The 21,620-nt window shown below is 64.3% G+C and carries 17 protein-coding genes and 2 tRNA genes; 13 read left to right on the top strand and 6 right to left on the bottom strand.

What is annotated here, in order from left to right; genetic code table 11:
- The 6 genes from ACN0T5_RS07905 to ACN0T5_RS07880 form a co-directional block, all read left to right on the top strand.
- Positions 1-907, top strand: a 907-nt coding sequence (locus ACN0T5_RS07905) for an ABC transporter permease (protein ID WP_417768074.1), incomplete at its 5' end; no start/stop codon positions are given.
- Between the two features lie 57 nt (positions 908-964).
- Positions 965-1,849 (top strand): ABC transporter permease, encoded by an 885-nt coding sequence (locus ACN0T5_RS07900; protein ID WP_417768073.1) that lies wholly within the window; start codon positions 965-967, stop codon positions 1,847-1,849.
- Between the two features lie 2 nt (positions 1,850-1,851).
- The gene (locus ACN0T5_RS07895) at positions 1,852-3,513 is read left to right on the top strand and encodes an ABC transporter ATP-binding protein (RefSeq protein ID WP_417768072.1); all 1,662 of its coding nucleotides are present in this window, start codon (positions 1,852-1,854) and stop codon (positions 3,511-3,513) included.
- Between the two features lie 34 nt (positions 3,514-3,547).
- Positions 3,548-4,711, top strand: coding sequence for a M20 aminoacylase family protein (locus ACN0T5_RS07890; protein ID WP_417768071.1), 1,164 nt, complete (start codon positions 3,548-3,550; stop codon positions 4,709-4,711).
- Positions 4,712-4,753: 42 nt separating this feature from the next.
- Positions 4,754-5,884, top strand: coding sequence for a M20/M25/M40 family metallo-hydrolase (locus tag ACN0T5_RS07885; RefSeq protein WP_417768070.1), 1,131 nt, complete (start codon positions 4,754-4,756; stop codon positions 5,882-5,884).
- A gap of 562 nt (positions 5,885-6,446) precedes the next feature.
- A complete protein-coding gene (locus ACN0T5_RS07880; RefSeq protein WP_417768069.1) occupies positions 6,447-7,397 on the top strand; it encodes a mechanosensitive ion channel family protein in 951 nt (316 codons plus the stop codon).
- A gap of 105 nt (positions 7,398-7,502) precedes the next feature.
- Here ACN0T5_RS07880 and ACN0T5_RS07875 read toward each other — a convergent pair whose 3' ends face one another.
- The 4 genes from ACN0T5_RS07875 to ACN0T5_RS07860 form a co-directional block, all read right to left on the bottom strand.
- A complete protein-coding gene (locus tag ACN0T5_RS07875; protein ID WP_417768068.1) occupies positions 7,503-8,891 on the bottom strand; it encodes a TRAP transporter large permease in 1,389 nt (462 codons plus the stop codon).
- Positions 8,884-9,402 (bottom strand): TRAP transporter small permease, encoded by a 519-nt coding sequence (locus tag ACN0T5_RS07870; RefSeq protein ID WP_417768067.1) that lies wholly within the window; start codon positions 9,400-9,402, stop codon positions 8,884-8,886. The genes ACN0T5_RS07875 and ACN0T5_RS07870 overlap by 8 nt, the downstream gene beginning before the upstream one ends.
- A 51-nt stretch (positions 9,403-9,453) precedes the next feature.
- Positions 9,454-10,494 (bottom strand): TRAP transporter substrate-binding protein, encoded by a 1,041-nt coding sequence (locus ACN0T5_RS07865; protein ID WP_417768066.1) that lies wholly within the window; start codon positions 10,492-10,494, stop codon positions 9,454-9,456.
- A gap of 112 nt (positions 10,495-10,606) precedes the next feature.
- Positions 10,607-11,155, bottom strand: a complete 549-nt coding sequence (locus ACN0T5_RS07860; RefSeq protein ID WP_417768065.1) for a MarR family winged helix-turn-helix transcriptional regulator — start codon at positions 11,153-11,155, stop codon at positions 10,607-10,609.
- Positions 11,156-11,393: 238 nt separating this feature from the next.
- On the opposite strand from ACN0T5_RS07860, the gene ACN0T5_RS07855 reads away from it, so the two are divergent.
- The 5 genes from ACN0T5_RS07855 to ACN0T5_RS07835 all read left to right on the top strand — a co-directional run bounded on the left by ACN0T5_RS07855 (position 11,394) and on the right by ACN0T5_RS07835 (position 16,703).
- Positions 11,394-12,884 (top strand): 4-hydroxyphenylacetate 3-hydroxylase family protein, encoded by a 1,491-nt coding sequence (locus ACN0T5_RS07855; protein ID WP_417768064.1) that lies wholly within the window; start codon positions 11,394-11,396, stop codon positions 12,882-12,884.
- Positions 12,884-14,077 carry an amidohydrolase family protein gene (locus tag ACN0T5_RS07850; RefSeq protein WP_417768063.1) on the top strand — a complete coding sequence of 398 codons (1,194 nt, stop codon included), beginning with the start codon at positions 12,884-12,886 and terminating at the stop codon, positions 14,075-14,077. The genes ACN0T5_RS07855 and ACN0T5_RS07850 overlap by 1 nt, the downstream gene beginning before the upstream one ends.
- Before the next feature lie 69 nt (positions 14,078-14,146).
- A complete protein-coding gene (locus ACN0T5_RS07845) occupies positions 14,147-14,737 on the top strand; it encodes an amino acid synthesis family protein (RefSeq protein ID WP_417768062.1) in 591 nt (196 codons plus the stop codon).
- An 11-nt stretch (positions 14,738-14,748) separates the two neighbouring features.
- Positions 14,749-15,252 (top strand): flavin reductase family protein, encoded by a 504-nt coding sequence (locus ACN0T5_RS07840; RefSeq protein WP_417768061.1) that lies wholly within the window; start codon positions 14,749-14,751, stop codon positions 15,250-15,252.
- Between the two features lie 8 nt (positions 15,253-15,260).
- Positions 15,261-16,703 carry an NAD-dependent succinate-semialdehyde dehydrogenase gene (locus tag ACN0T5_RS07835; RefSeq protein WP_417768060.1) on the top strand — a complete coding sequence of 481 codons (1,443 nt, stop codon included), beginning with the start codon at positions 15,261-15,263 and terminating at the stop codon, positions 16,701-16,703.
- 179 nt (positions 16,704-16,882) lie between these two features.
- On the opposite strand, the gene ACN0T5_RS07830 is transcribed toward ACN0T5_RS07835, so the two are convergent.
- Positions 16,883-16,959, bottom strand: a tRNA-Pro gene (locus ACN0T5_RS07830).
- Between the two features lie 296 nt (positions 16,960-17,255).
- Between ACN0T5_RS07830 and ACN0T5_RS07825 the strand changes: the two genes are divergently transcribed.
- Positions 17,256-17,330, top strand: a tRNA-Gln gene (locus ACN0T5_RS07825).
- A gap of 405 nt (positions 17,331-17,735) precedes the next feature.
- On the opposite strand, the gene ACN0T5_RS07820 is transcribed toward ACN0T5_RS07825, so the two are convergent.
- The gene (locus ACN0T5_RS07820; RefSeq protein WP_417768059.1) at positions 17,736-19,343 is read right to left on the bottom strand and encodes a DUF1254 domain-containing protein; all 1,608 of its coding nucleotides are present in this window, start codon (positions 19,341-19,343) and stop codon (positions 17,736-17,738) included.
- Between the two features lie 889 nt (positions 19,344-20,232).
- On the opposite strand from ACN0T5_RS07820, the gene ACN0T5_RS07815 reads away from it, so the two are divergent.
- Positions 20,233-21,582 (top strand): YcaO-like family protein, encoded by a 1,350-nt coding sequence (locus ACN0T5_RS07815; RefSeq protein WP_417768058.1) that lies wholly within the window; start codon positions 20,233-20,235, stop codon positions 21,580-21,582.
- The last annotated feature ends 38 nt before the right edge of the window (positions 21,583-21,620 follow it).

Here is a 21,620-nt window from a genome sequence, read left to right as displayed (position 1 = left end):
CATCCGGGTGATGATCATCCTCGCCGTCTTCGTCTCCCTGCTGCTGCGGCTGACGCCGGGAGATCCTGCCGCCATCATCGCCGGCGACATGGCGACGCCGGCGCAGCTCGAGCGGATCCGCCAGTCCCTCGGCCTGTCCGATCCCCTGCATGTCCAGTTCTTCACCTGGGTGGGGCTGTTGATGAAGGGGGAACTGGGCACCTCGCTGATCTCCAACACGCCGGTGACCCAGATGATCGGCCAGCGCATCTGGCCGACGGTCAACATCGCCGTGATGACCATCGTCCTGTCGGTGCTGATCGCCGTGCCGATGGGCGTGCTTGCCGCCTGGCGGCATCGCACCTGGGCCGACTATGCGGTGATGAGCTTTTCGGTGCTCGGCTTCTCGATCCCGGTCTTCGTCATCGGCTACATCTTCATTCAGGTCTTCTCCATCGAGCTGCGCTGGCTGCCGGTGCAGGGTTACACCGCGCCGTCGGAGGATTTCGGCAAGTTCCTCGCCCGCGCCATCCTGCCCTGCCTGACGCTGGCGACGATCTACGTGGCGCTGATCGCCCGCATGACCCGGGCCTCGATGCTGGAAGTGCTTGGCGAGGACTATATCCGCACCGCCCGGGCCAAGGGCGTGAAGGAGAAGATCGTTCTCTTCCGCCATGCCCTGCGCAACGCGGCGGTGCCGATCCTGACCATCATCGGCACCGGCTTCGCCCTGCTGATCGGCGGCGTCGTCGTCACCGAAAGCGTCTTCAACATTCCCGGCATCGGGCGGTTGACCGTCGACGCGATCCTGGCCCGCGACTACCCCGTCATCCAGGGCATGATCCTGCTGACCAGCGGCCTCTACGTCTTCATCAACCTGCTCATCGACCTGTCCTACACGCTGTTCGACCCGAGGATCCGCTACTGATGACCAGCATGTATCCGATCCGAACCGGTCCGCGCGCCGCCAGCCGGAGGACCGCCCATGCGCTCTGACACGCAACCCGCTTCCCGCCTGCAATGGCTCTTCGGAGCCGTCGCGCTGCCGGCCAACTGGCGGCTCGGGGCCGGGCCGATGCTTGCCGCCATCGTGCTCGCGGTGATCGTCGTCGCGGCGCTGCTCGCCCCGCTCATCGTGCCGCACGACCCGATGACGATGGACGCGGTGCAGCGCCTCAAGGGGCCGAGCGAGATGTATCCGCTGGGGACCGACGCCTATGGCCGCGACGTGTTCTCGCGCGTCGTCACGGGCGGCCAGGTGTCGCTCTTCATCGGCATCGGCGCGGCGTTGGTCAGCGTCCTGATCGGCCTTGTCATCGGTCTCGTCTCCGGCTTCTTCCGCCTGGCCGACGCGATCATCATGCGGATCATGGACAGCCTGATGGCGATCCCCTCGATCCTGCTGGCCATCGCGCTGGTCGCGCTCAACGGCCCGAGCATCTGGTCGGTAATGGCGGCGATCACCATCCCCGAGATCCCGCGCGTGGTGCGGCTGGTGCGCTCGGTCGTCCTTTCGGCGCGCGAGGAGCCCTATGTGGAGGCGGCGATCGCGCTCGGCTCCTCCATGCCGAAGATCCTCTGGCAGCACCTGATGCCCAACACGCTGGCACCGCTCACGGTGCAGGGCACCTATATCTGTGCCTCGGCGATCCTGACGGAGGCGATCCTGTCCTTCCTCGGCGCCGGCGTTTCGACCGAGATCCCGACCTGGGGCAACATCATGGCCGAGGGCCGGGTCTACTTCCAATTGAAGCCGTCGCTGATCTTCTGGCCCGGTCTGCTGCTGTCGCTGTGCATCCTGTCGATCAACCTGCTTGGCGACACGGCCCGCGACCTGCTCGATCCGCGCCTGAAGAAGCGGGAGGGATGACCATGAAATTCAAGTCCCGCAACTTCGACGACGTCGCCAGCGTCCTGGACATCACCGACCTGAGCGTCCGCCTTGCCGGCAACGCGAGCGCCGATCCCGTTCTCGACAGCATCTCGCTGAGCATCCGCCAGGGCGAGACGGTGTGCCTTGTCGGCGAAAGCGGCTCCGGCAAGTCCGTGACCTCGCTGTCCGTCATGGGCCTCCTGCCGAAAGGCGCGCTGGAGGTGACGGGCGGCCGCATCGCGCTGGAGGGGCGCAACCTCCTGGAACTGGGCCCCAATGCCATGCGCGACCTGCGCGCCAGCAAGATCTCGATGATCTTCCAGGAGCCGATGACCGCGCTCAATCCGGTGATGCGGGTCGGCGACCAGATCGAGGAAGTGCTCGACACCCACGCAAAGCTTCCGGCACGGGAGAAGCGGGCCCGCGTCCTCGACATCATGGAACAGGTGCACCTGCCGGACGTGGAGCGCATCTACCGCTCCTATCCGCACCAGCTCTCCGGCGGCCAGCGCCAGCGCATCATGATCGCCATGGCGCTGATCCTGGAGCCGCAGCTGCTGATCGCCGACGAGCCGACCACCGCGCTCGACGTCACCACCCAGCAACAGATCCTGAGCCTCATTTCCGAGATGCAGGAAAAGCACGGCACGGCGGTGCTGTTCATCACCCACGACATGGGCGTGGTGGCGGAAATCGCCGACACCGTGCATGTGATGAAGCTCGGGCGGATCGTCGAGCAGGCGCCGGTGGAGACGCTGCTGCGCGAACCGCGCGAGGACTACACCCGCGACCTCCTGCGCTCCGTGCCGAGCCTGACGCCGCGCCCCGCGCGCCCCGAGCCCGATGGCGGGGCGGTGCTCACCGTCGCCTCGCTGGAGAAGATCTATGGCGGGCACGGCGTCTTTTCCCGGCGCGAGCCGACCCGGGCGGCAAGCGAGGTGAGTTTCAAGATCCCGCGCGGCCGCACGCTCGGCATCGTCGGCGAGAGCGGCTCGGGAAAATCCACCGTCGCGCGCTGCATCATGCGGCTGATCGACCCGACCGGCGGCGACGTCAAGGTCGCCGGCATCGAGATCGCGCGCCTCTCCCGGCGGGCGCTCAGGCCGCATCGCAAGCATGTGCAGATCGTCTTCCAGGACCCGTTCCGCTCGCTCAATCCGCGCTGGACCGTCGGCCGCAGCCTGATCGAGGGGCCGCTCAACACCGGCACTGACAAGCGCGCCGCACTGGCCCGGGCGGCGGAGCTGCTGGCCCTTGTCGGCCTGCCGGACGACGCGCTCGAGCGCTATCCGCACCAGTTCTCGGGTGGCCAGCGGCAGCGCATCGCCATTGCCCGGGCGATCGCCATGGAGCCGGACGTGCTGGTTGCCGACGAGGCGGTCTCCGCGCTCGATGTCTCCGTGCAGGCGCAGGTCCTGCAGCTTCTGGACGAACTGCAGGAAAAGCTCGGCATCGCCATCCTGTTCATCACCCACGACCTGCGCGTCGCCGCGCAGATCTGCGACGAGGTGGTGGTGATGCAGCATGGCCGCATCGTCGAGCACGATGCCGCCGCCGCCGTCCTTGCCAGCCCCAGGCACCCCTATACCCGCGCTCTCATCGAAGCGGCGCCCGGCCGGTCCTGGGACTTTGCCAATTTCCGAGAACTGACGACCGCGTGACCCTGTCACTTCTTTTCGTATCTGGAGAAAACCCATGCCTGTCCTGCCGCAGATCGCCACCTACGCCAGCGAACTGACCGACATCCGCCGCGACTTCCACGAGAACCCGGAAATCGGCTTCGAGGAGGTGCGCACCTCCGGCATCGTTGCCGAACTGCTGCGCAAGTGGGGTGTCGACGAGGTTCACACCGGCATCGGCAAGACCGGCGTCGTCGGCATCATCAAGGGCAAGCGCGAGAGCGCACGCTCCATCGGCCTGCGGGCCGACATGGACGCGCTGCCGATGGATGAGCTGACCAATCTTTCCTATGCCTCGAAGAACCCCGGGGCCTTCCATGGCTGCGGCCATGACAGCCACACCACGATGCTGCTCGGGGCGGCGCGCTATCTTGCCGAGACGCGCGACTTCGCCGGCCGGGTGGTGCTGATCTTCCAGCCGGCCGAGGAGGGACTTGGCGGCGCCCGCGCGATGCTCGAGGACGGACTGTTCGAGAAGTTCCCCTGCGACGAGATCTACGGCATGCACAACAATCCGATGGCCGATCCCGAGACCTTCGGCGTCAAGCCGGGCCCGGCGATGGCGGGCGCCACCTTCTTCGACATCACCATCAACGGTGTCGGCAGCCATGGCGCCATGCCGCACCATTCCCGCGACCCGATCGTCATCGCCACCGCTCTCGTGCAGAACCTGCAGACCGTTGTCAGCCGCAACGTGCCGGCAACCGAACCGGCGGTGCTGTCTGTGACCCAGGTCCATTCCGGCTCGGCCTACAATGTCGTTCCGGACAAGGCGGTGATCTCCGGCACGATCCGCTATTTCTCCGACGAGATGCGCGACCTGATCCATCACCGCGTCGAAAAGCTCTGCGCCGGCCTTGCCCAGTCCTACGAGGTGGAGATCGTGCCGGACCTGCGCCCGATCTTCGACGTGCTGATGAACGACGCCGACCTTGCCGAGGCCTACCGGGAGGCCGCCGGCGAGATCGTCGGTCTTGAGAAGGCGACCGTGACCGAGGAACTGGCCACCGGCAGCGAGGACTTCGCCGACATGCTGAAGGTCGTCCCCGGCGCCTATTGCACGCTCGGCCACAAGGGCGACGTGCCGGTGCACAATCCCGGCTTCCTGCTCGACGACGACATGCTGCCGGTCGGTGCCAGCATCATGGCGCGCATTGCCGAGAAGCGCCTTTCCCTTTGACCGTGCCACGAATTTCGCGAAACACCTTTCAGGAACCGTCCCATGAACTATCTCGACCTGCCGTTTGACACCGATACGATGCTTGCCGGGCTGAAACCCTGGGTCGAGTGCGAGAGCCCGACCTTCGATGCCGCCGCCGTCGACCGGATGATGGACCTTGCCGCCTATGACCTTGCCGCCGTCGGCGCGGAGATCGAGCGCATCCCCGGTCGCATGGGCTTTGGCGGCTCGCTGCGCGCGCGCCTGCCGCACAAGGATTTCGGCAAGCCGGGCATTCTCGTCTCGGGCCATCTCGACACGGTGCATCCGGTCGGCACGCTGGCGAAGAACCCCTGGCGGATCGAGAAAGGGCGCTGCTACGGCCCCGGCATCCAGGACATGAAGGGCGGCAACTTCGTGACCGTCGAGGTGCTGCGCCAGCTGACGCTGGCCGGCATCGAAACGCCGCTGCCGGTCACAGTGCTGTTCACGCCCGACGAGGAGGTCGGCACCCCTTCGACGCGCGAACTGATCGAGATGGAGGCCCGCAAGAACAAGGTCGTGCTGGTGCCCGAGCCCGCCCATCACGATGGCTCGGCGGTGACCGGGCGCTTTGCCATTGCCCGTTTCAACATCCGCACATCGGGCCGCCCGAGCCATGCCGGCTGGGCGCTGAAGGACGGCCGCTCGGCGATTGCCGCCATGGCCCGCAAGATCCTCGAGATCGAGGCGATGACCACGGAGGACTGCACCTTCTCCGTCGGCGTCATTCATGCCGGCCAATGGGTCAACTGCGTCTCGTCCTTCTGCGATGCGGAGGTGCTGTCCATGGCCAAGCGCCAGCACGACCTCGATGAGGGCGTCAAGCGGATGCTGGCGCTGAGCGGCGAGGAGAACGACGTGGTCATCGAGGTGACGCGCGGCGTGACACGGCCGGTCTGGGAGCCGGACGAGGGCACGCTCGCCGTCTACGAGACGGCGCGCGGCATTGCCGGGGAGATCGGCTTCGACCTCACCCATTGCAGCGCCGGCGGCGGCTCGGACGGCAACTTCACCGGCGCGCTCGGCATCCCGACGCTGGATTCCATCGGCGTGCGCGGGGCGGGGCTGCATACGCTCAACGAGCATATCGAGATCGCCAGCCTGACCGAGCGGGCAAAGCTCATTGCCGGGCTGATGCTGCGGTTGAAGTAGGACGGCAAGAGCGACAAGGGGACTGGCGGAGAGGGATGTTTCCTCTCCCGCTCCTTGCTCGCTCGTCATCGCGGCAAGCGGCGGGCTGTCTCCCGCCAATTGCCTCGATGGCGGTTCGAGCGATGGGGTGTATTTTAGTTACATGGATTTGCGCAATTTAATACTTTTGTTTCTCTTATAGTTACTTGATTTTGTTTTTTCGGAATCATATATAAGCGTAATGTTGAAAAGCATCAAAAAATATTTATTTGGGCTCGACCGGGAAGCACATGTGTTTCCCGGAGTAGAGCCGTATTGAACAAGGCTTCAAGACGTTCTTGCTCCGGGTTCCTTCCATGGTTCCTCGTGCCGCGTCGTCGGCGATCTCCCCGGAGAGTAAGATGTCCAGAAGAATTCAGCTCCTCGCCTGTTTTCATTGCGGAGAACAGGTGCCGCGAGCCGCAGCGCGTTGCCTCAACTGTCAGCGTCCCGTGCAGCCTGCTAACAGGACCCTTTACGCGCGCATGGCAGAGCCCGCCACCATGACATCCGGCAGGACCGGACATGAGGTGTCGAGCCGAAAATGACCATGCGCAAAGATGCGGTGCTCCGTGTGGTCTGGCCAGGCCTGAGCACGGCGGTTTTCGTTGCGGGCCATTTGCTGCTTCGGCGCATTCCGGACATGTTCGATCTGGCTTCGCCTTCCCAGCTGCTGCATGTGCTGATAGGCGGCGGAGCCTATTTCTCCGCTGCCTGGCTCGGCGGGCGTCTCGTGGGCCTGGCGCTGGAGCGGACCAGTTCCCGCCGGCGCCAGGTGCCCAAGCTTCTACCGGAACTGATCTCCGTGGCGTTGTTCCTGGGCGCCAGCATTGCAACCGTGATGCTGGTGGTCGGGCAAAGCCTGAGCGGGGCGCTTGCCGGGTCCGGTCTGGTCATCGCGGTCCTCGGGTTTGCCTTGCGAAACACGCTTGCAGATGTCTTCTCCGGCATCGCCGTGGGCATCGAGGCCCCGTATCGCATTGCCGACTGGGTGGCCATAGACGACCAGACCAATGGACGGGTAATCGAGATCGGTTGGCGCACGACGCGGTTGTCGACGCGCGACAACACCTATGTGATCTTGCCGAACAGCCAGATCGCGCGACAGAAACTGGTGAACTACAGCGCTCCGAACCGGACCTACAGGGCGCGGGTGCAGGTCGTGCTCGATCACGGGATTTCGGTGGCCGACGCGAAGTCGCTCCTGACCGCGGCTGCGGCGCATTCGCCGATCATCGTCGCCACTCCCGAACCTGACGTGCGGGTTGCATCCTACGATGCCGACGGCATTCGCTACCATGTGCGGTTCTGGGTGCCGAGCTTTGCCGACGACGTGGATTGCAGGGATGCCGTGTTCAGCCAGATCGACAGCGCGCTGCGTGCCAGGGGGCTGCCCCTGCCGGTGGGCGGTCTGCGGGTATTCCCTGCCGATGCCGGAGGCGGGCGAGAGCTGCGAGCCGCGTGCTCCGGATCGGGCGTTGGAGGGCCTTCTTGAGGTCCTGCGAACGGCCTGCCGGGCGATTGCGTTCCGTGTCGCAGGCGCTTCGATGACGTGTTGTGAACGGTCGCCAGCCAAGGCGCGCCCCGGCTGGCGATGCAGTCAATTCAGCATTCGAGGCAAGGCCAGGGCCAGGATCGGCAGCGCGAGAATGAATGCAACGCGCACGAATTCCATCGCCAGGAACGGCATCACGCCCCTGAACGCCTCGGCGATGGGCGTGCCTTTCGACATGGATCCGATGATGAAGACGTTGAGGCCGACGGGCGGGGTTATCAGCCCGAGTTCGATGACGATGAGCGTCAGGATGCCGAACCAGATCTTCAACTCGTCCGATGTCATGCCGAACGGCGAGTCGCCCGCATCCACGTAGGGTCCGCCGTTCAGGGCGACGAGCGTCGGCCAGAGAAAGGGAATGACGATCAGGATCATGGACAGGGATTCCATGAAACAGCCGAGTATGATCAGGATGCCGAGCATGATGACAAGGACGAGCATCGGGTCGAGCCCGCTGTCGCCGACCATCGTCGCGACGGCAGACGGCAGTCCGGCCCGCGCAAAGAACGTCTTGAGCACCTCGGCTCCGAAAAGAACGAAAAAGATCATCCCCGTCGTCGTGGCCGTGTCGAGAACCGATGCCCGAATACCGTCTCGTGCAAGGCCGGTGCCCCGTGTCGCCTGTCGCCAGAGGCCGAAGGCCAGGATCAGGAAAACGCCAATGCTGGCCGCCGGCGTCGGCGTGAAGACGCCCAGTCCGAGACCGAAGATGATGACGAGGAAGATGGTCGAGACGGGCAGCATCGAGCGGATCGCCGCGCGGCGCTCGTCCCTGGGCATCGGGATGCCTTTCGGCGCCAGCTCCGGATTGATGCGCACCTGCAGCGCAATGACGAACACAAAGCCGAGAATGGCAAGGATGCCCGGAATGACCGCAGCCTGAAACATCGAGATGATGGATCCCTCGACCATGATGGCATAGACCACCAGCGCCACGGACGGTGGAATGAGGATGCCCAGTGTGCCGCCCGCCGCAAGCGCCCCCATCGACAGCCGCGGCGCATAATTCAGTCGCTGAAGCTCGGGCAAGGCCACCTTGCCCATGGTGGCCGCCGTGGCCAGCGACGAGCCGCACACGGCACCGAAGGCACCGCAGGCGCCGACCGCCGCCATGGCAACGCCCCCGCGGAACCGGCCGACAATGGCCTCCATCCCGCGGAAGAGATCGCCGCTGAGCCGGGCATGGGAGGCAAGGTAGCCCATGAGCACGAAAAGCGGCACGATCGAAAGGTCGTAGTTCGACAGGTTCGACCAGAGAAGCGACTTGAACTGTTTGAGGTACGGTTCGAAGCGCAGATATGGGTGAAATATGCTCAAGACCCAGTTGCCGCCGATCCCGATGATGATCATGGACAGTCCGACCGGAATGCGGATCGCCATCAGCAGAAACATGATCAGGAGTCCCGCCAGACCGATGATTTCACGCTCAAACATCGGTTTCACCCGTGATCTCGAGAGTTCCCGCCACCTGTGCGAAGCAGATGGCCGCCCAAAGCGCGAGCGCGAAGAAGCCGGGAATGAAGAACGGCCACTCCGTCCAGCCCAGAACCCGGCTGACGGCGCCATCGGCGCGGTTGTCGAGCATCGCAAGCGGTAGCCAGTACAGCAGGAAAAGCGCTGTCAGGCCCATTCCCGCGGCCCAGGTTCTGTCCATGGTTCGCCGGGCTGCCTGGGGAAGCCGCGCGGTGAAGAACTCGACCGCCACGTGCCCCATCCTGAGCTGGCAGTAGGGGAAGAAAAGAATGATGGCAGGGGCAACGAGCAGGGTGACGATGTCCTCGAAGCCCGGAAGACCCGACACGGAACCGCCCCACAGCCGGGCGATCTTGTCGAGCGCGAACCCTGCGGAGTTGACTGTGGTGACGGTCACGATGGCGAACAGGATGATGCCCCCGAGCATCGCCATGCCTTCTGCTGCACGCGTGATGAGCGACGTTGTTGTCATGGATATGATCTCCGCAGGGCGACCGATGCCGGCCGCCCTGGTTTGTTGCGCTCAGTTTTGCGGCATGGCTGCATTGACCGAGGCTTGGGCCGCCGAGACCAGAGCGGCGCCGTCGATGCCTTTTCCCTTCATTTCCTCGATCCAGCGATCGACGACCACCTGCGCGGCTTCGTCGAACCTGGCCGCCTCGTCTTCGCTCAGCTCGATGCGCTCGGCTCCGGCCGCATCGAGAGCCTCGATGCCCCGGTTCTCCATGTCCTCCCAGGCGGCGCCATATGTGCGGCCGGCCTCGACGCCCGAGTTCGCATCGATGATGGCCTTCAGATCATCGGGCAGGCTGTCGTAGCGGTCCTGGTTCATCGCCATCATGAAGACGGTCGTGCCAAACCGGCGGCCGCCCGGCATGTCCGAGACGAACTTGTCCATCTCCTGCAGGTTGATGACAGGCACGATCTCGTATGTGGTCAGGGCGCCGTCGACGACGCCCTTTGACATCGCCTGCGGAAGATCGGGAACCGGCATGCCGACGGGCTCGGCGCCCCATTCCTCGAGCAGCCAGGCGCCGGTACGGCTCGGCGTCCGCAGCTTCAGACCCTTCACGTCCTCGAACGACCTGACCGGACGCGTTGCCGAGTGGATCAGGTTGCCGTCATGGGCGTGCAGGAAGATGATTTTCAGGTTCCGGAAATCCTCTTCGAGAAGGTCGAAGCTCTTGTTCAGGGCGACCGACGTGGCTTCGGCGGACCCGCGATGCACCAGCGGCAGTTCGAAGACCTCGGAGCGAGGGAAGACGCCGGGCGTGTAGCCGAGCGCGGTCCAGACGACATCGGCGACACCGTCGCGGGCCTGCGTGTAAAGGTCGGTCGCCTTGCCCCCCATCGACATCGACGGGAAAATCTCGAAGGCAATGCGTCCGTCGCTTTCCTTGGCGACCTTGTCGGCCCAGGGCTGGATCATGCGCACATGCGCATCGCCGGTGGCGGGCAGGAAATGATGGATGGTCAGCGTCACGTCCTGCGCGGCTGCGGCTGTGGGAATCATCGCGACGACTGCGGCGCATTTCATCCAGGTCTTGAGTGCGTTCCAGTTCATATTGCGGCCCTCTGTTGCCATTTGTTTTTTCAGTGCTCGATGATCTCTTACGGATCTGCCTTTAGGCTTGGAGAAAACATGGCGCGACAACTGATGTATTTGGATCAGCTTTTCACTCGCGTTGCGTTTTCTCGAGATAGTTCTGCATCGCAAGCGCATTTTCGCTCGCGTCGATGAGCCTTTCGACGATGTCGTTCAGTCCGGCGAACTCGTCTGATGTGAGAGGCCCGAATTCGATGTCGTTGACCTGCCGCTGCACGACAGACAGTCGTTCAAGCTCGGTCCACCCCTCGTGGGTAACCGCGACATTCACGCGGCGCCGGTCGTCGGAACTGGTCGTCTTGCGGACCAGGCCCTTCTTTTCGAGCACCTTGACGATGCGGGTCACGAAGGTCCCGGAGACATGCAGGTGGTCGGCAACGGTGGCGATATTGACCGGCCCGAGCGACGCCAGATGCGCGATCGAGATCAGAACAGAGTATTCGACCCCGGCAAGACCAATGAAGCGGCCGTGACCGTTTCTGATCGACTCATGTCGGGCAAGAAACGCGAACAGGTTGTGTACAAGTTTCCGAAATTCAGCATCGCTTCCTCCCACAAGGAGTTCTGGCCGACTGATAGTAAGGGCAACTTCTTCGGGTGCCTTTGACTTGGTATTCATATCCATTTTCCTGTCGTCGAATGTCAGACGCCTTGATGCCGCGCGGTCGCGGCAAAAGTGCCCGAGATCATTGGGACCCCGCGTTTGAGGAGCCGCGAGTGCGGCAGGACCAGATATGAAGGACTTTGTTCGCGTCATAAAGATCATTCTTGACATAGCGAACTTAGTACGTCAATTAAGTTTTGTGATAAAGAACGTCGTTGTGGCGTTTGCAGAGTCCGAAACGGGGAGAACGGTTGTGGCCTTTATCAAGAATGGCGCCGATCACATTGAATCACTGAGGGATGGCCGCGCGGTCTATATCGACGGCGAGAGGGTGGCCGATGTGACCACGCACCCGGCATTCAGGAACTCGGTCCGCTCCGCCGCCGCGCTCTACGATTTCCAGGCAAGCCCCGAGAATGTTCAGGCCATGACATTCGATCCCGACGGGACGGGCGAGCGGCGTGTCAACCGCGCATGGTCCATTCCGCGTTCGCATGAAGAGATGATCGAGCGCCGCCAGGCACTGACCGCCTGGGCCGAATTGAGCTTCGGATACATGGGCAGGTCGCCCGACCACCTTGCATCGGCCCTTCTGGGCCAGCGCATCGGGCTGGATGTCTTCGCCCAGGGCGGCGAAGCGCGCGCCAGGGCATTCAAGGATTACTACGACTACATCACCCGCGAAGACCACTACCTGTCCTACGTCATCATCAATCCGCAGGCAGACCGGTCGAAGGACTGGGGGGAGCAGGCGGCGGATCTTGTTGCGCGTGTCGTCGACGAGGACGGCGAAGGTCTCACGATCCGCGGCGCAAAGATGATGGGCACCAGCACCGTCATGGCCAACGAGATTTTCGTCGCCAACCTTCAGCCGCTGCGGCCGGGCGAGGAGAACCTGGCGTTCTGCTGCGCACTCCCCATGAATGCCAGGGGTCTCAAGGTTCTGTCGCGCAAGTCCTACGAAGCGGCTTCGCCGAGCAAGTTCGACAACCCGCTCTCGTCCTCCTTCGACGAGAACGATGCGCTGGTCTACTTCGATGACGTGAAGGTGCCCTGGGACCGCGTCTTCGTGCATGGCGACGTCAATCTGGCCCGCGCGCATTTCCATGATACGCCCGGCCATGTCTATCAGAACTACCAGGCGCAGATCCGGCTGGTCACCAAGCTGAAATTCCTGCTGGGGATCGCACGCAAGGTGACGGAGACGATTGGCACGACCAGGATCCCGCCGGTGACCGAGAAGCTCGGCATCCTTGCCGCTCGTGTCGGCATGGTCGAGGCAGCGCTTTTCGGGATGGAGGCGTCGGGCCATCTGGTCAACGGTTACTGGGTACCGAACCGCCATCAACTCTACGCGGCGCAATGCGTCACACAGGCGCTCTATCCGGAGTTCGTCGCCGCGATCCGCGACCTCGCGGGCGGCGCCCTGATCATGCTGCCGTCCTCCGCGCGGGACTTCGCCAATCCGGAAATCCGCGCCATCATCGAGAAAACGCAGATTTCGGGTGCCTACGAGCCCGAAGGCAAGGTCAAGCTGCTCAAGGCGGCCTGGGACGCGATCGGGTCCGAGTTCGGCTCGCGGCACATCCAGTACGAGATGTTCTACGCCGGCGCGCAGTTCGTGACCGCCGGGCACAGCTTCCGCACATATGACTGGAAGCAGTCGGAATCCCTTGTCGACACGCTGCTCGACAGCTACGCACTCGACACCGCGCTCCCCGCGCCGCACGCGCAGGCCGTATGATGCGTGTCGGTATCCTCAATATCGGGCTCGTGGTGACCGGTGACCTGTCCGCGCCCCTGGCCGAAGCCGACACGTTGATCCTCAATGACGGGCGCATCGAATGCCTCGGCGCCGACGTCAGCGATGTCCGGCAATGCGACCTCGTCATCGATGCCAAGGGCACGACCGCTGCACCGGGCCTGATCGACAGTCACGTCCACATCACCTTCGGCGACTTCACGCCGCGCCAGAACATGGTCGGCTATCTGTCGAGCTATGTTCAAGGCGGGGTGACCACGTCGATCTCCGCCTCCGAAGTGCACGTGCCCGGTCGCCCGACAGACCGTATCGGGCTCAAGGCGCTGGCGCTTGCCGCACGCGGAAGCTACGAAAACTATCGCCCTGGCGGCATGCGGGTCCATGCCGGCTCGATCATCCTCGATCCCGCGCTCGAACTGTCCGACATGGCGGACCTCGCCCGGGACGGGCTGTGGCTCGCGAAGGCCGGGTTCGGCGCGTTCGATGACGCTTATGGGTATGCGCCATACATCAAGGCGGCCAAAGACGCCGGGATGATCACCACCGTCCACACGGGCGGGTCGTCCATACCTGGCTCGGGCGCAATTTCAGGCGATCACATCCTGGCGCTCGACCCCCATGTTTCGTTCCACGTCAACGGCGGGCCGACGGCGATGCCGGACGCGGATTTCAAGCGGCTGGCGACCCAGTGCGACGCCGCGCTGCAAATCTGCACCGCCGGAAATCTTCGCACCGCGCTTCTCTGCCTCGATGAAATGCGCAAGGCGGATCAGTTGCACCGTCTGCTCATTGCCACCGATACGCCGACGGGCAGCGGCGTCATGCCGCTCGGGATGCTTTACACGATCTCGCATCTGAGTGCGCTTGGCGGACTGCCGCCCGAGGAGGCGATCGCCTGCGCCACCGGCAACAACGCGCGGGTCTACGGCCTTGATACCGGGGTGCTGGCCGTCGGCAAGGCGGCCGATGTGATCCTGCTCGATGCCCCCGACGGGGGGACACAGTCCACCGCGCTTGCGGCGATCGCGCATGGCGACATCGCCGCGATCGGGGCCGTCATCACCGACGGTGTCCCGCGCATGGTCGGACGAAGCCGCAACACGCCGGCGACCACCAGAAAGGTGACGGTCGAGCGGACCACGATCCTTCAGGATTTCTCCGCAACCCCGCATTGAGCCAGCCCCGTATCGGGTCTGGCGACCCGTCGGCAACACCATCAGAACACCACCAGGGAGGATGACCAGATGACCCTCAAGATCCGCAAGATCCACACCAGTACGGAAACAACCTTCATCGAGGGCGGCAGGGAGGCGGCCCGGCCCCAGCGCTTCTATACGGCGGCCGCCGTGCTTCAAAATCCCTGGGCCGGACGCGGGTTCGTCGAGGACCTGCAGCCGGACATCCAGGCGATCGCACCGGCGCTGGGCGCTCTGCTGACGGACGAGATTCTCAAGCTTGCCGGTCACGCCGACAATGTCGAGGCGTACGGCAAGGCCGTGGTCGTCGGCTTGAACGGTGAAATCGAACACGGGAGCGGCCTGATCCACACCCTGCGTTTTGGCAACAACTATCGCAAGGCGATGAAAGCCCGCAGTTTTCTGGCCTCGACGAACATCCGGGCCGCAGCCGGCTGCCAGGTCTCCATGCCCCTGGCCAACAAGCATGACGAAGGCCAGCGAGCGCATTTCATGACGGTCCAGTTCACGGTCGCCGATGCACCGAATGCCGATGAAATCCTTGTTGCCCTCGGTGCTGCCGACAGCGGCCGCCCGCATCACCGGATCGGCGACCGCTACCAGGACCTCGAACTTATCGGTGATGTTGACATAACGTGAGAGATATCAAGATGATGCATGATCTTACATATCTTCGCCGTGCCTTCGGAACCTTTGCGACCGGCGTCACTGTGATCACGACCCGGTCCGGCGACGGGACGCCTCGCGGATTTACGGCCAACTCCTTCAGCTCGGTCTCTCTGGAGCCTGCGCTCCTGTCGGTGTGCGTCGCGAAATCCGCCTGCAGCGCAGACGTCTTCCATTCAGCACCAGGGTTTGGCGTCAACATCCTGTCCGCCGACCAGCGCGAGTTGTCGCAGCTGTTCGCCTCGAAAGACCCCGGGAAGTTCCGGGAGAGTGCCTGGCAAGACGGGCCGGCCGGCAATCCGATCCTCGACGGCGTGGCGGCCTGGTTCGACTGCACCACCGACAAGAGGATCGATGCAGGCGACCATTTCATGTTGCTCGGCCGCATCGAAGGGTTTGACCGGCGCGATTGCGGACTGCTCGGCTATGCAATGGGCGGCTACATCGATATCGGGAGTTCCCGGCACGCTGCCGGTGGCGCATCGTGAAAAGCAGGGTGGACACGAGACGCGCGCCGCTGCTCGCAGGCTTCATGTGCGATACCCGTGATGCTGAGGTGCCGGATGCGAACCCCATCAAGGTCACGAACCCTTTCGATGGCTCTCTGGTGGGGTTTGCGCCCGATCTGGGCGCGGACGAGCTGAAGGCGCGGATCGACGCGCTCTGCAGCGGACAGACGGGCTGGGCCGCGCGCACAGCCGGCGACAGGGCAGGGCGGTTGAAGGCCTGGCACGCTGCGGTTCTGGAGCGCGAAGAGGAACTGGCGCGCCTCGTCACACTCGAAGCCGGGAAACCGCTGGCCGAGGCGCGCGCTGAAGTTCGCTATGCGGCGGCCTATATCGAGTGGTTCGCCGAAGAGGCGCGCCGGACATATGGCGAGGTCATACCTGGCCCCTGGCCCGGCGCGCGGCTCATGACCGTTCGCCAGCCGGTCGGCGTGGTCGCCGCGATCACGCCCTGGAATTTTCCGCTGGCGATGATCACCCGCAAGGTGGCACCGGCCCTGGCCGCCGGTTGCAGCGTGGTGCTGAAGCCTGCCGAGGAGACGCCGCTATCGGCCATGGCGCTTCAGGAACTCGCCCTCGAAGCGGGAATTCCCGGCACGGTCTACACGACCTTCACCAGCCGCGACGCTGCGATGTTCGGCGACATCGTGTGCGACAGCCCGAGGATCGCCAAGCTGACCTTCACCGGATCGACGCGCATCGGCAGTCTGCTGCTCGGGAAATGCGCTCCGACGGTCAAGCGGGTGAGCTTGGAACTGGGCGGAAATGCCCCCTTCATCGTCTTCGACGACGCAGATCTCGATGCGGCGGTGGACGGGTTCGTGAAGGCCAAGTTCCGCAATGCCGGCCAGACCTGCGTCAGTCCCAATCGCCTGCTGGTGCAAAGCGGCGCAAGCAGCCGGTTTCTGGAACGGCTCATGGCGCGCCTTGCCGGGCTGCGTCTCGGCAATGGCCTTGCGGAGGGCACGGATCTCGGCCCGCTGATTGCCGGTTCGGCGCGGTCGCGTCTGGAGGCCTTGATCGAGGACGCCAGAGCGCTTGGCGCGCAAATCCTGCGGCCGTGCGAGGGAGAAACGGCAACGGTCATGGGTCCGGCCATCGTGCTCGGGGCGACGCCCGACATGCGGGTGGTGCGCGAGGAGATTTTCGGGCCGCTGATCCCGCTGCTGACCTTCGCCGGGGAGGCGGAGGCGCTCCAGATGGCGAATGCCACGGATGCCGGTCTTGCAGCCTATGTCTACACGCGCGACCAGGCTCGGGTCTGGCGGATGAGCGAGGGCATCGAGGCCGGAATGATCGGCATCAACACGGGCGCGATTTCGACGGAGGTGGCTCCGTTCGGCGGTGTCAAGCAATCCGGTCTTGGGCGCGAAGGCGGCCGTCAGGGAATGGATGACTACCTCGAGATCAAATATCTCGCGGTCTCGCACTAGCCGTTTTCTCAAGGCATGAATTTCAAGGAACCGGGGCTCTGCCCCGGTTTTTCTTTTGGGCCGGCCTCCCGGCACCGGCGCAGCCTCCCTGAACGACGTTCAGGGCGCGTCCGCGCGCGCAGTGCTGCCCGTGTGGGCCTCAATGCGAGATCGTCGGCGCTATATGTCATTGAGATTATTGGTCGGAGTGGCAGGATTTGAACCTGCGACCCCCTCGTCCCGAACGAGGTGCGCTACCAGGCTGCGCTACACTCCGAATCCATGTGCCGAAAGACCGCAAGGCGGTGGCGGCGAGCGTTTGACCGGGTCGGGTGTCCGGCGCTCGTCGATGGCGTGGCGGGTTCATATCACCACGATGGGGGCTCCGCAACCCCGTCATTGCATCGCTTTTTCATGTGCCTGTGGATGAGCTTGCCGGCGTGGCCGGATTGCGCCGGCACCTGATGCCCGATCCTGGCAGCGAGGTGACCCGATTGTTGAAACATGCGCTCGTGAGGGGCAACGCCTGCTTGCGCGGAACGAGCGCTCTCGCTATACAGGCCGCCTGTAAATTGGGGCGTCGCCAAGTGGTAAGGCAGCGGCTTTTGGTGCCGCCATTCGCAGGTTCGAATCCTGCCGCCCCAGCCAGCCCCGTCCAGCCGACCCCATCCAGTCCGCCCGATCCGGCTTGCCCCAACCGGCCTGCCCGATCCGGCCTGCCCGATCCGGCCTGCAAGACGCGCCGGGACCCTGGCGCATGGCAGACGGTGTCCGCCTGCAAGAAGTTCATCCCCTTTGAGGCTCGGGCGATCCTGCCAAGTGAGGGATGCATGCCCTGGGTCCAAAATTCGCAAGCACAACGGACGACCTTGCGACCATGCCTGTGCGATTGTGCCGAGGGCATGAAGCCACAGGTCCGGAAGGGCCGAAGGTGCGCCAAGCGGGCCGTCGACCCTTGGAACCGGGACGAGGGTCCCGCCTGGCGCGATCTTGCCGGAAACAGGATCGTGCACCCTGTTTCCGGCTTGTGAGCAGCCGTTGGCCGCGGTCCGGTTACTCGACGAGTTCGACCTCGCCGATCCGCCAGCTCTTGTCGAAGAACGGCTGTAGCGGGCTGTAGAGACGCAGGCACACGAACCAGCCCTTTTCAGGCATTGTCTGGATCCAGTTGCCTCGGCCAACACCGTCCGGCTGGGTCGGCGAGAAGTAGATCGTGGTCGAGCCGTCCTCATTGGCTTCCGCCGCCGGCGAAGGGTAGCTCTGGCTGCCGGCACGCGGGTATCTTTGCGGCGTGTCGAGCATCGAGCGGGTCATGTTGTCATAGACCGTCAGCGACCAGAAATTCTCCTCCGGGATGCCCTTCGGCAGGGTGACCTTGTAGGTCTTGGACCCGTCGAAATAGTTCCTGTCGGCATCCTTCGCCGCAATGAGGTACTGCGAGCCGACGCCCGTCAGTCGCATGGCCATCGCGGGCGTGATTCCGGTCACGCCGTAGAAGAATGCGGTGCGCGCGTCCATCTGCCGATAACCGGTCGGCGGGTAGGGCTTGGCGCCTTCCGACGTGATCTGGGGGATCGGCGTCTCGAACTTGTATCCGCTCTCGAAGAGCATGTTGAACCAGGACGAGTCCGGATAGTGGAACCAGTCCGGGTCACGAGGGTTCAGCAGCACGTTGCGCGATGCGGCATTCGCCACAGCCACCGCGTCCGTCATGATCTTCTTGAGGCGCTCGTCGGGTGCGAAGGGCTGCCCCTTCACGATGCCAAGCGCCGCGATCGGGCCCATCAGCTCGACATCAAGCGCGGTCGCGGGCTCGTCCTGAATCACCTCGTTCAGAAGCTCGAAATAGCTCCAATCGCTGGGCGGAAGCGTATTCATCACCTTCCCGGTCCCCTCGTGGAAGACGGTCGCCGGCGGTTCGGCGACCTTGCCGAGCCGGATGCCGCCTTCAAGAAATCTCGCGATCGAAGTGCCGACGCCGCCCGGTTCGTAGGGATAGACCTTGGTGGCGGATTTGATCACGTCGACGCTGGGTTTCGGGTCGCTCCCGTCCTTGAGGAACGAGCGGCCAAACCAGAGGATTCCGGTCGTCTCCGCATGGGCGATGAAGTAGCCGCCTTCCGGCAACGGGCCGTCATAGCCGGGGGGAACGATGAGGTACTTGCCGCCGAGACCGCGGTCGGGACCCGGGGCGCCCATGTCGGTCACCCAGCGAAACCAGGCGTCCTGCACGATGCCGAGGAAACCGGGGGGCGATTCGATCACCACCGGGCCGTCGCTCAGATCGAGCCAGCCCATGACGTAGATCGTGTCCGCGTTCGGCGTCAGGAACAGCGACTTCGCGTCCATCAGTTCGGAAAAGACCATCACCTCGTTCTTGCCGACGCCCACGTCCACCATTCCGCGGCGCAGGGCGCGGATGCTGACGCCGCGCATTGCGTCCGTGTAGGCGCGATAGGCATAGGTGAAGTCGAGTTGATCGTAGAGCGCCTGCGAGGTCGCGTCGGTCGGCACACCGTCTTTGAACTCGAACGTGCCGCGCGACGTTTCCACCACGTCGGGCGTCACGACAGACGCCGGGATCGAGGTGTCTGATCGAGCTTGGAGCGGGGAAAGCAGCAGGCAGACCGTGGCAATAGCGAGAAATGGTGGCTTGGACATGGGTCTTCTACCTATGGGTGGTGTTGATGATGAACAAATTCCGTCGTGAACTGGCTTTTGAAATGCCGTGAAAGCTTACATGGTTTTGATTTGATTGCATTATTTTTTTGGGGAAAGCTTCGGCCATTCTGGGTGTTTTCGCAGAGGCGGGGCCCGGGCAAGAAAAACCGCCCATCCGCGTGCAGGCGCGAATGGGCGGCATCTTCAGTGAAACCCTCTGGACTATGCCTGTATCAATTTCCTGCTGCCGCCAGGCCTATGATTTTGACGCTCAGGCGCCGGAAAAACGTTGGGCGCGATCGCGAAAAGCGGCGACCGGCCGAAAGATTGTCGCAAGCCCGTTTCGAGGCGCCAACCGGGTTTCCGGCGGGATGTCCGCCGGAAAAATGGGCCGGATCGGGTTTAGGGACCCGGCCCAGTTGGGTCACGTGCGATCCGAAGCCTGAAAGCAAGCCCGGATAGTCCGCATGTGTCTCGCATCACCTGTCCGGCGGGGCGAACCGCCGGTTCGATACGGCGGCGCCGTTCGAAAAGGTGCCGCGAGGGCACTCCTGAAACACCTGCTGCGCACCTCGTGCGCGAGGCGTGAAAGGCTTCACGCCGGAAAGGCTGCTCCGGATCGTCCTTGCGGACATCCGCTCGTCAACTGGGAAGGGTCAAACCGGCTCCGGTCGTGCTCCGGGCACGCATATTTGTGCCTGGCAAACCTGCCTCGTCCCCCCCGGGCCATCTGATTTTACGATACAACACCAGTCAGCGTTATCTGTCCGTGATTTTGCCGCTCAACTTTTGGGCAATGGGCTGTCGCGGGGAACGTGCGGCAGTGCCGCAACGGCGTGCGCAACAGATCGGGGACCGGCCGGCAGAGCGGTTCGGGAGAAGGATGCGGATGCGCGAGGAAACGCGCCAGACCTTGCGGCTGGCCGGCGACGCGATCGCCTCGGACGGACAGTCCGCGGGCCGCGATGAGCGGGTGCTTGCCTTTCTTGCCTATCTGGGCGAGGGGGCCGGCGGGATACCTGCGGGCGACCGCGATCTCGCCGCTCTGTTGTCCGTTGCCTCCCTGCTCGACCGGCTGTTCGAACTGCCGGTGCCGGATGCACCCGGCCTGTTCTGTTTTGGCGCCCAGGTCACAGCGTCAGCTCTCGGTGCGCTGTCGCGGGCGCGCGGGTCCGTCTCCGGAATGGGCGGAACGCGGATTGCAGCGTTCCGCGCCTGCGTGGCGGAGGCGGCGGAGTTCGCGAGCCAGTTCGAATGCGAAAACGAGACACGCGCCGGACGTGCCGGCGGGGCCGACAGCGCACTGCCGGCGGTACCGCTCGACGGATTGGCCGGTGCGGTGTCCGGCCCCGATGCGGATGCGGCGAGTACGGATGCGGCGGCGTACGGGGAGGCGGTTGCCTGCGACCTCGGGCGTGGCATTGATGTCGCTTTGCCTGCAGGCCTTGTGTGGCGGCGCCGTGAGGGCGATGCGGCCGCAGACATTCCCTTCGCGCCGGGCCTCGGCGTTGCCGCCGGCCGGGATGCGGCGTCCGCCCTTCGGCATGCGCTGTTCGAGTGGATCGAGCGCGACGCGGTCGCCCTGTGGTGGCGTGGCGGCCGGCCGGCGCGCGGTTTTCCGCAGGAGGTGTTGGCCGAAGCCGCGATCTCGCGGCAGCTGGCGGCCTGGCGTTGCGGTCGCACGCAGCGACGGACATGGTTTCTCGACCTGACCACCGACCTCGGCATTCCCGTGGCAGCGGCCCTTTCGGTGGACGCTTCCGGCGGCCGTTTCGCCTATGGCTTCGCGGCGCGGGGCACGCCGGCGGAAGCCCTGTCCGCAGCCTTGCGGGAACTGATGCAGATCGAACTGGCAGACAGGCTGGTCGAGGCCAAGCGCGCGGAGGCCGGGGAGGCCGGCCTCAACGACACGGACCGGATCCATCTGGCCCGTCGCGACCAGGTGCGGCACGACTGGCCGATCCTGCAACCGGTCGGGATCGCCGTCGGGAATCCGGTTGCGGGGCAGGCGAGGGACCGAGAGGACCGCGGCGCGGAGCCGCTTGCCGCCCTGCTGCATGCGGGATTTCCCGTACTGTCAATCGACCTCACCCGTGCCAGTCTGGGAATAAACGTGACGCGGGTACTCATTCCGGGCTTGCAACCTGACCCGGGTCGTATCATCACAACAAGGCTCGCGCGCCAGCGCGATGCACATGATGCGATCCGGGGCGGGAGCACATATCCGCCGCTTTATTGAATTTTTCAAACCCTTTGAAACGCAAATCTTTTCTTCCG

Source organism: Stappia sp., from assembly GCF_048261845.1.
GTDB lineage: Bacteria > Pseudomonadota > Alphaproteobacteria > Rhizobiales > Stappiaceae > Stappia.
Note: the sequence above shows the minus strand (reverse complement) of the source record. Positions and strands in the feature narration are given on the sequence as shown.

Excerpts from the sequence above, each read along its gene's own strand:
- ACN0T5_RS07900 (WP_417768073.1), top strand. The coding sequence starts at position 965 with ATGCGCTCTGACACGCAACCCGCTTCCCGCCTGCAATGGCTCTTCGGA.
- ACN0T5_RS07895 (WP_417768072.1), top strand. The coding sequence starts at position 1,852 with ATGAAATTCAAGTCCCGCAACTTCGACGACGTCGCCAGCGTCCTGGAC.
- ACN0T5_RS07890 (WP_417768071.1), top strand. The coding sequence starts at position 3,548 with ATGCCTGTCCTGCCGCAGATCGCCACCTACGCCAGCGAACTGACCGAC.
- ACN0T5_RS07885 (WP_417768070.1), top strand. The coding sequence starts at position 4,754 with ATGAACTATCTCGACCTGCCGTTTGACACCGATACGATGCTTGCCGGG.
- ACN0T5_RS07880 (WP_417768069.1), top strand. The coding sequence starts at position 6,447 with ATGACCATGCGCAAAGATGCGGTGCTCCGTGTGGTCTGGCCAGGCCTG.
- ACN0T5_RS07875 (WP_417768068.1), bottom strand. The coding sequence starts at position 8,891 with ATGTTTGAGCGTGAAATCATCGGTCTGGCGGGACTCCTGATCATGTTT.
- ACN0T5_RS07870 (WP_417768067.1), bottom strand. The coding sequence starts at position 9,402 with ATGACAACAACGTCGCTCATCACGCGTGCAGCAGAAGGCATGGCGATG.
- ACN0T5_RS07865 (WP_417768066.1), bottom strand. The coding sequence starts at position 10,494 with ATGAACTGGAACGCACTCAAGACCTGGATGAAATGCGCCGCAGTCGTC.
- ACN0T5_RS07860 (WP_417768065.1), bottom strand. The coding sequence starts at position 11,155 with ATGAATACCAAGTCAAAGGCACCCGAAGAAGTTGCCCTTACTATCAGT.
- ACN0T5_RS07850 (WP_417768063.1), top strand. The coding sequence starts at position 12,884 with ATGCGTGTCGGTATCCTCAATATCGGGCTCGTGGTGACCGGTGACCTG.
- ACN0T5_RS07845 (WP_417768062.1), top strand. The coding sequence starts at position 14,147 with ATGACCCTCAAGATCCGCAAGATCCACACCAGTACGGAAACAACCTTC.
- ACN0T5_RS07840 (WP_417768061.1), top strand. The coding sequence starts at position 14,749 with ATGATGCATGATCTTACATATCTTCGCCGTGCCTTCGGAACCTTTGCG.
- ACN0T5_RS07820 (WP_417768059.1), bottom strand. The coding sequence starts at position 19,343 with ATGTCCAAGCCACCATTTCTCGCTATTGCCACGGTCTGCCTGCTGCTT.
- ACN0T5_RS07815 (WP_417768058.1), top strand. The coding sequence starts at position 20,233 with ATGCGCGAGGAAACGCGCCAGACCTTGCGGCTGGCCGGCGACGCGATC.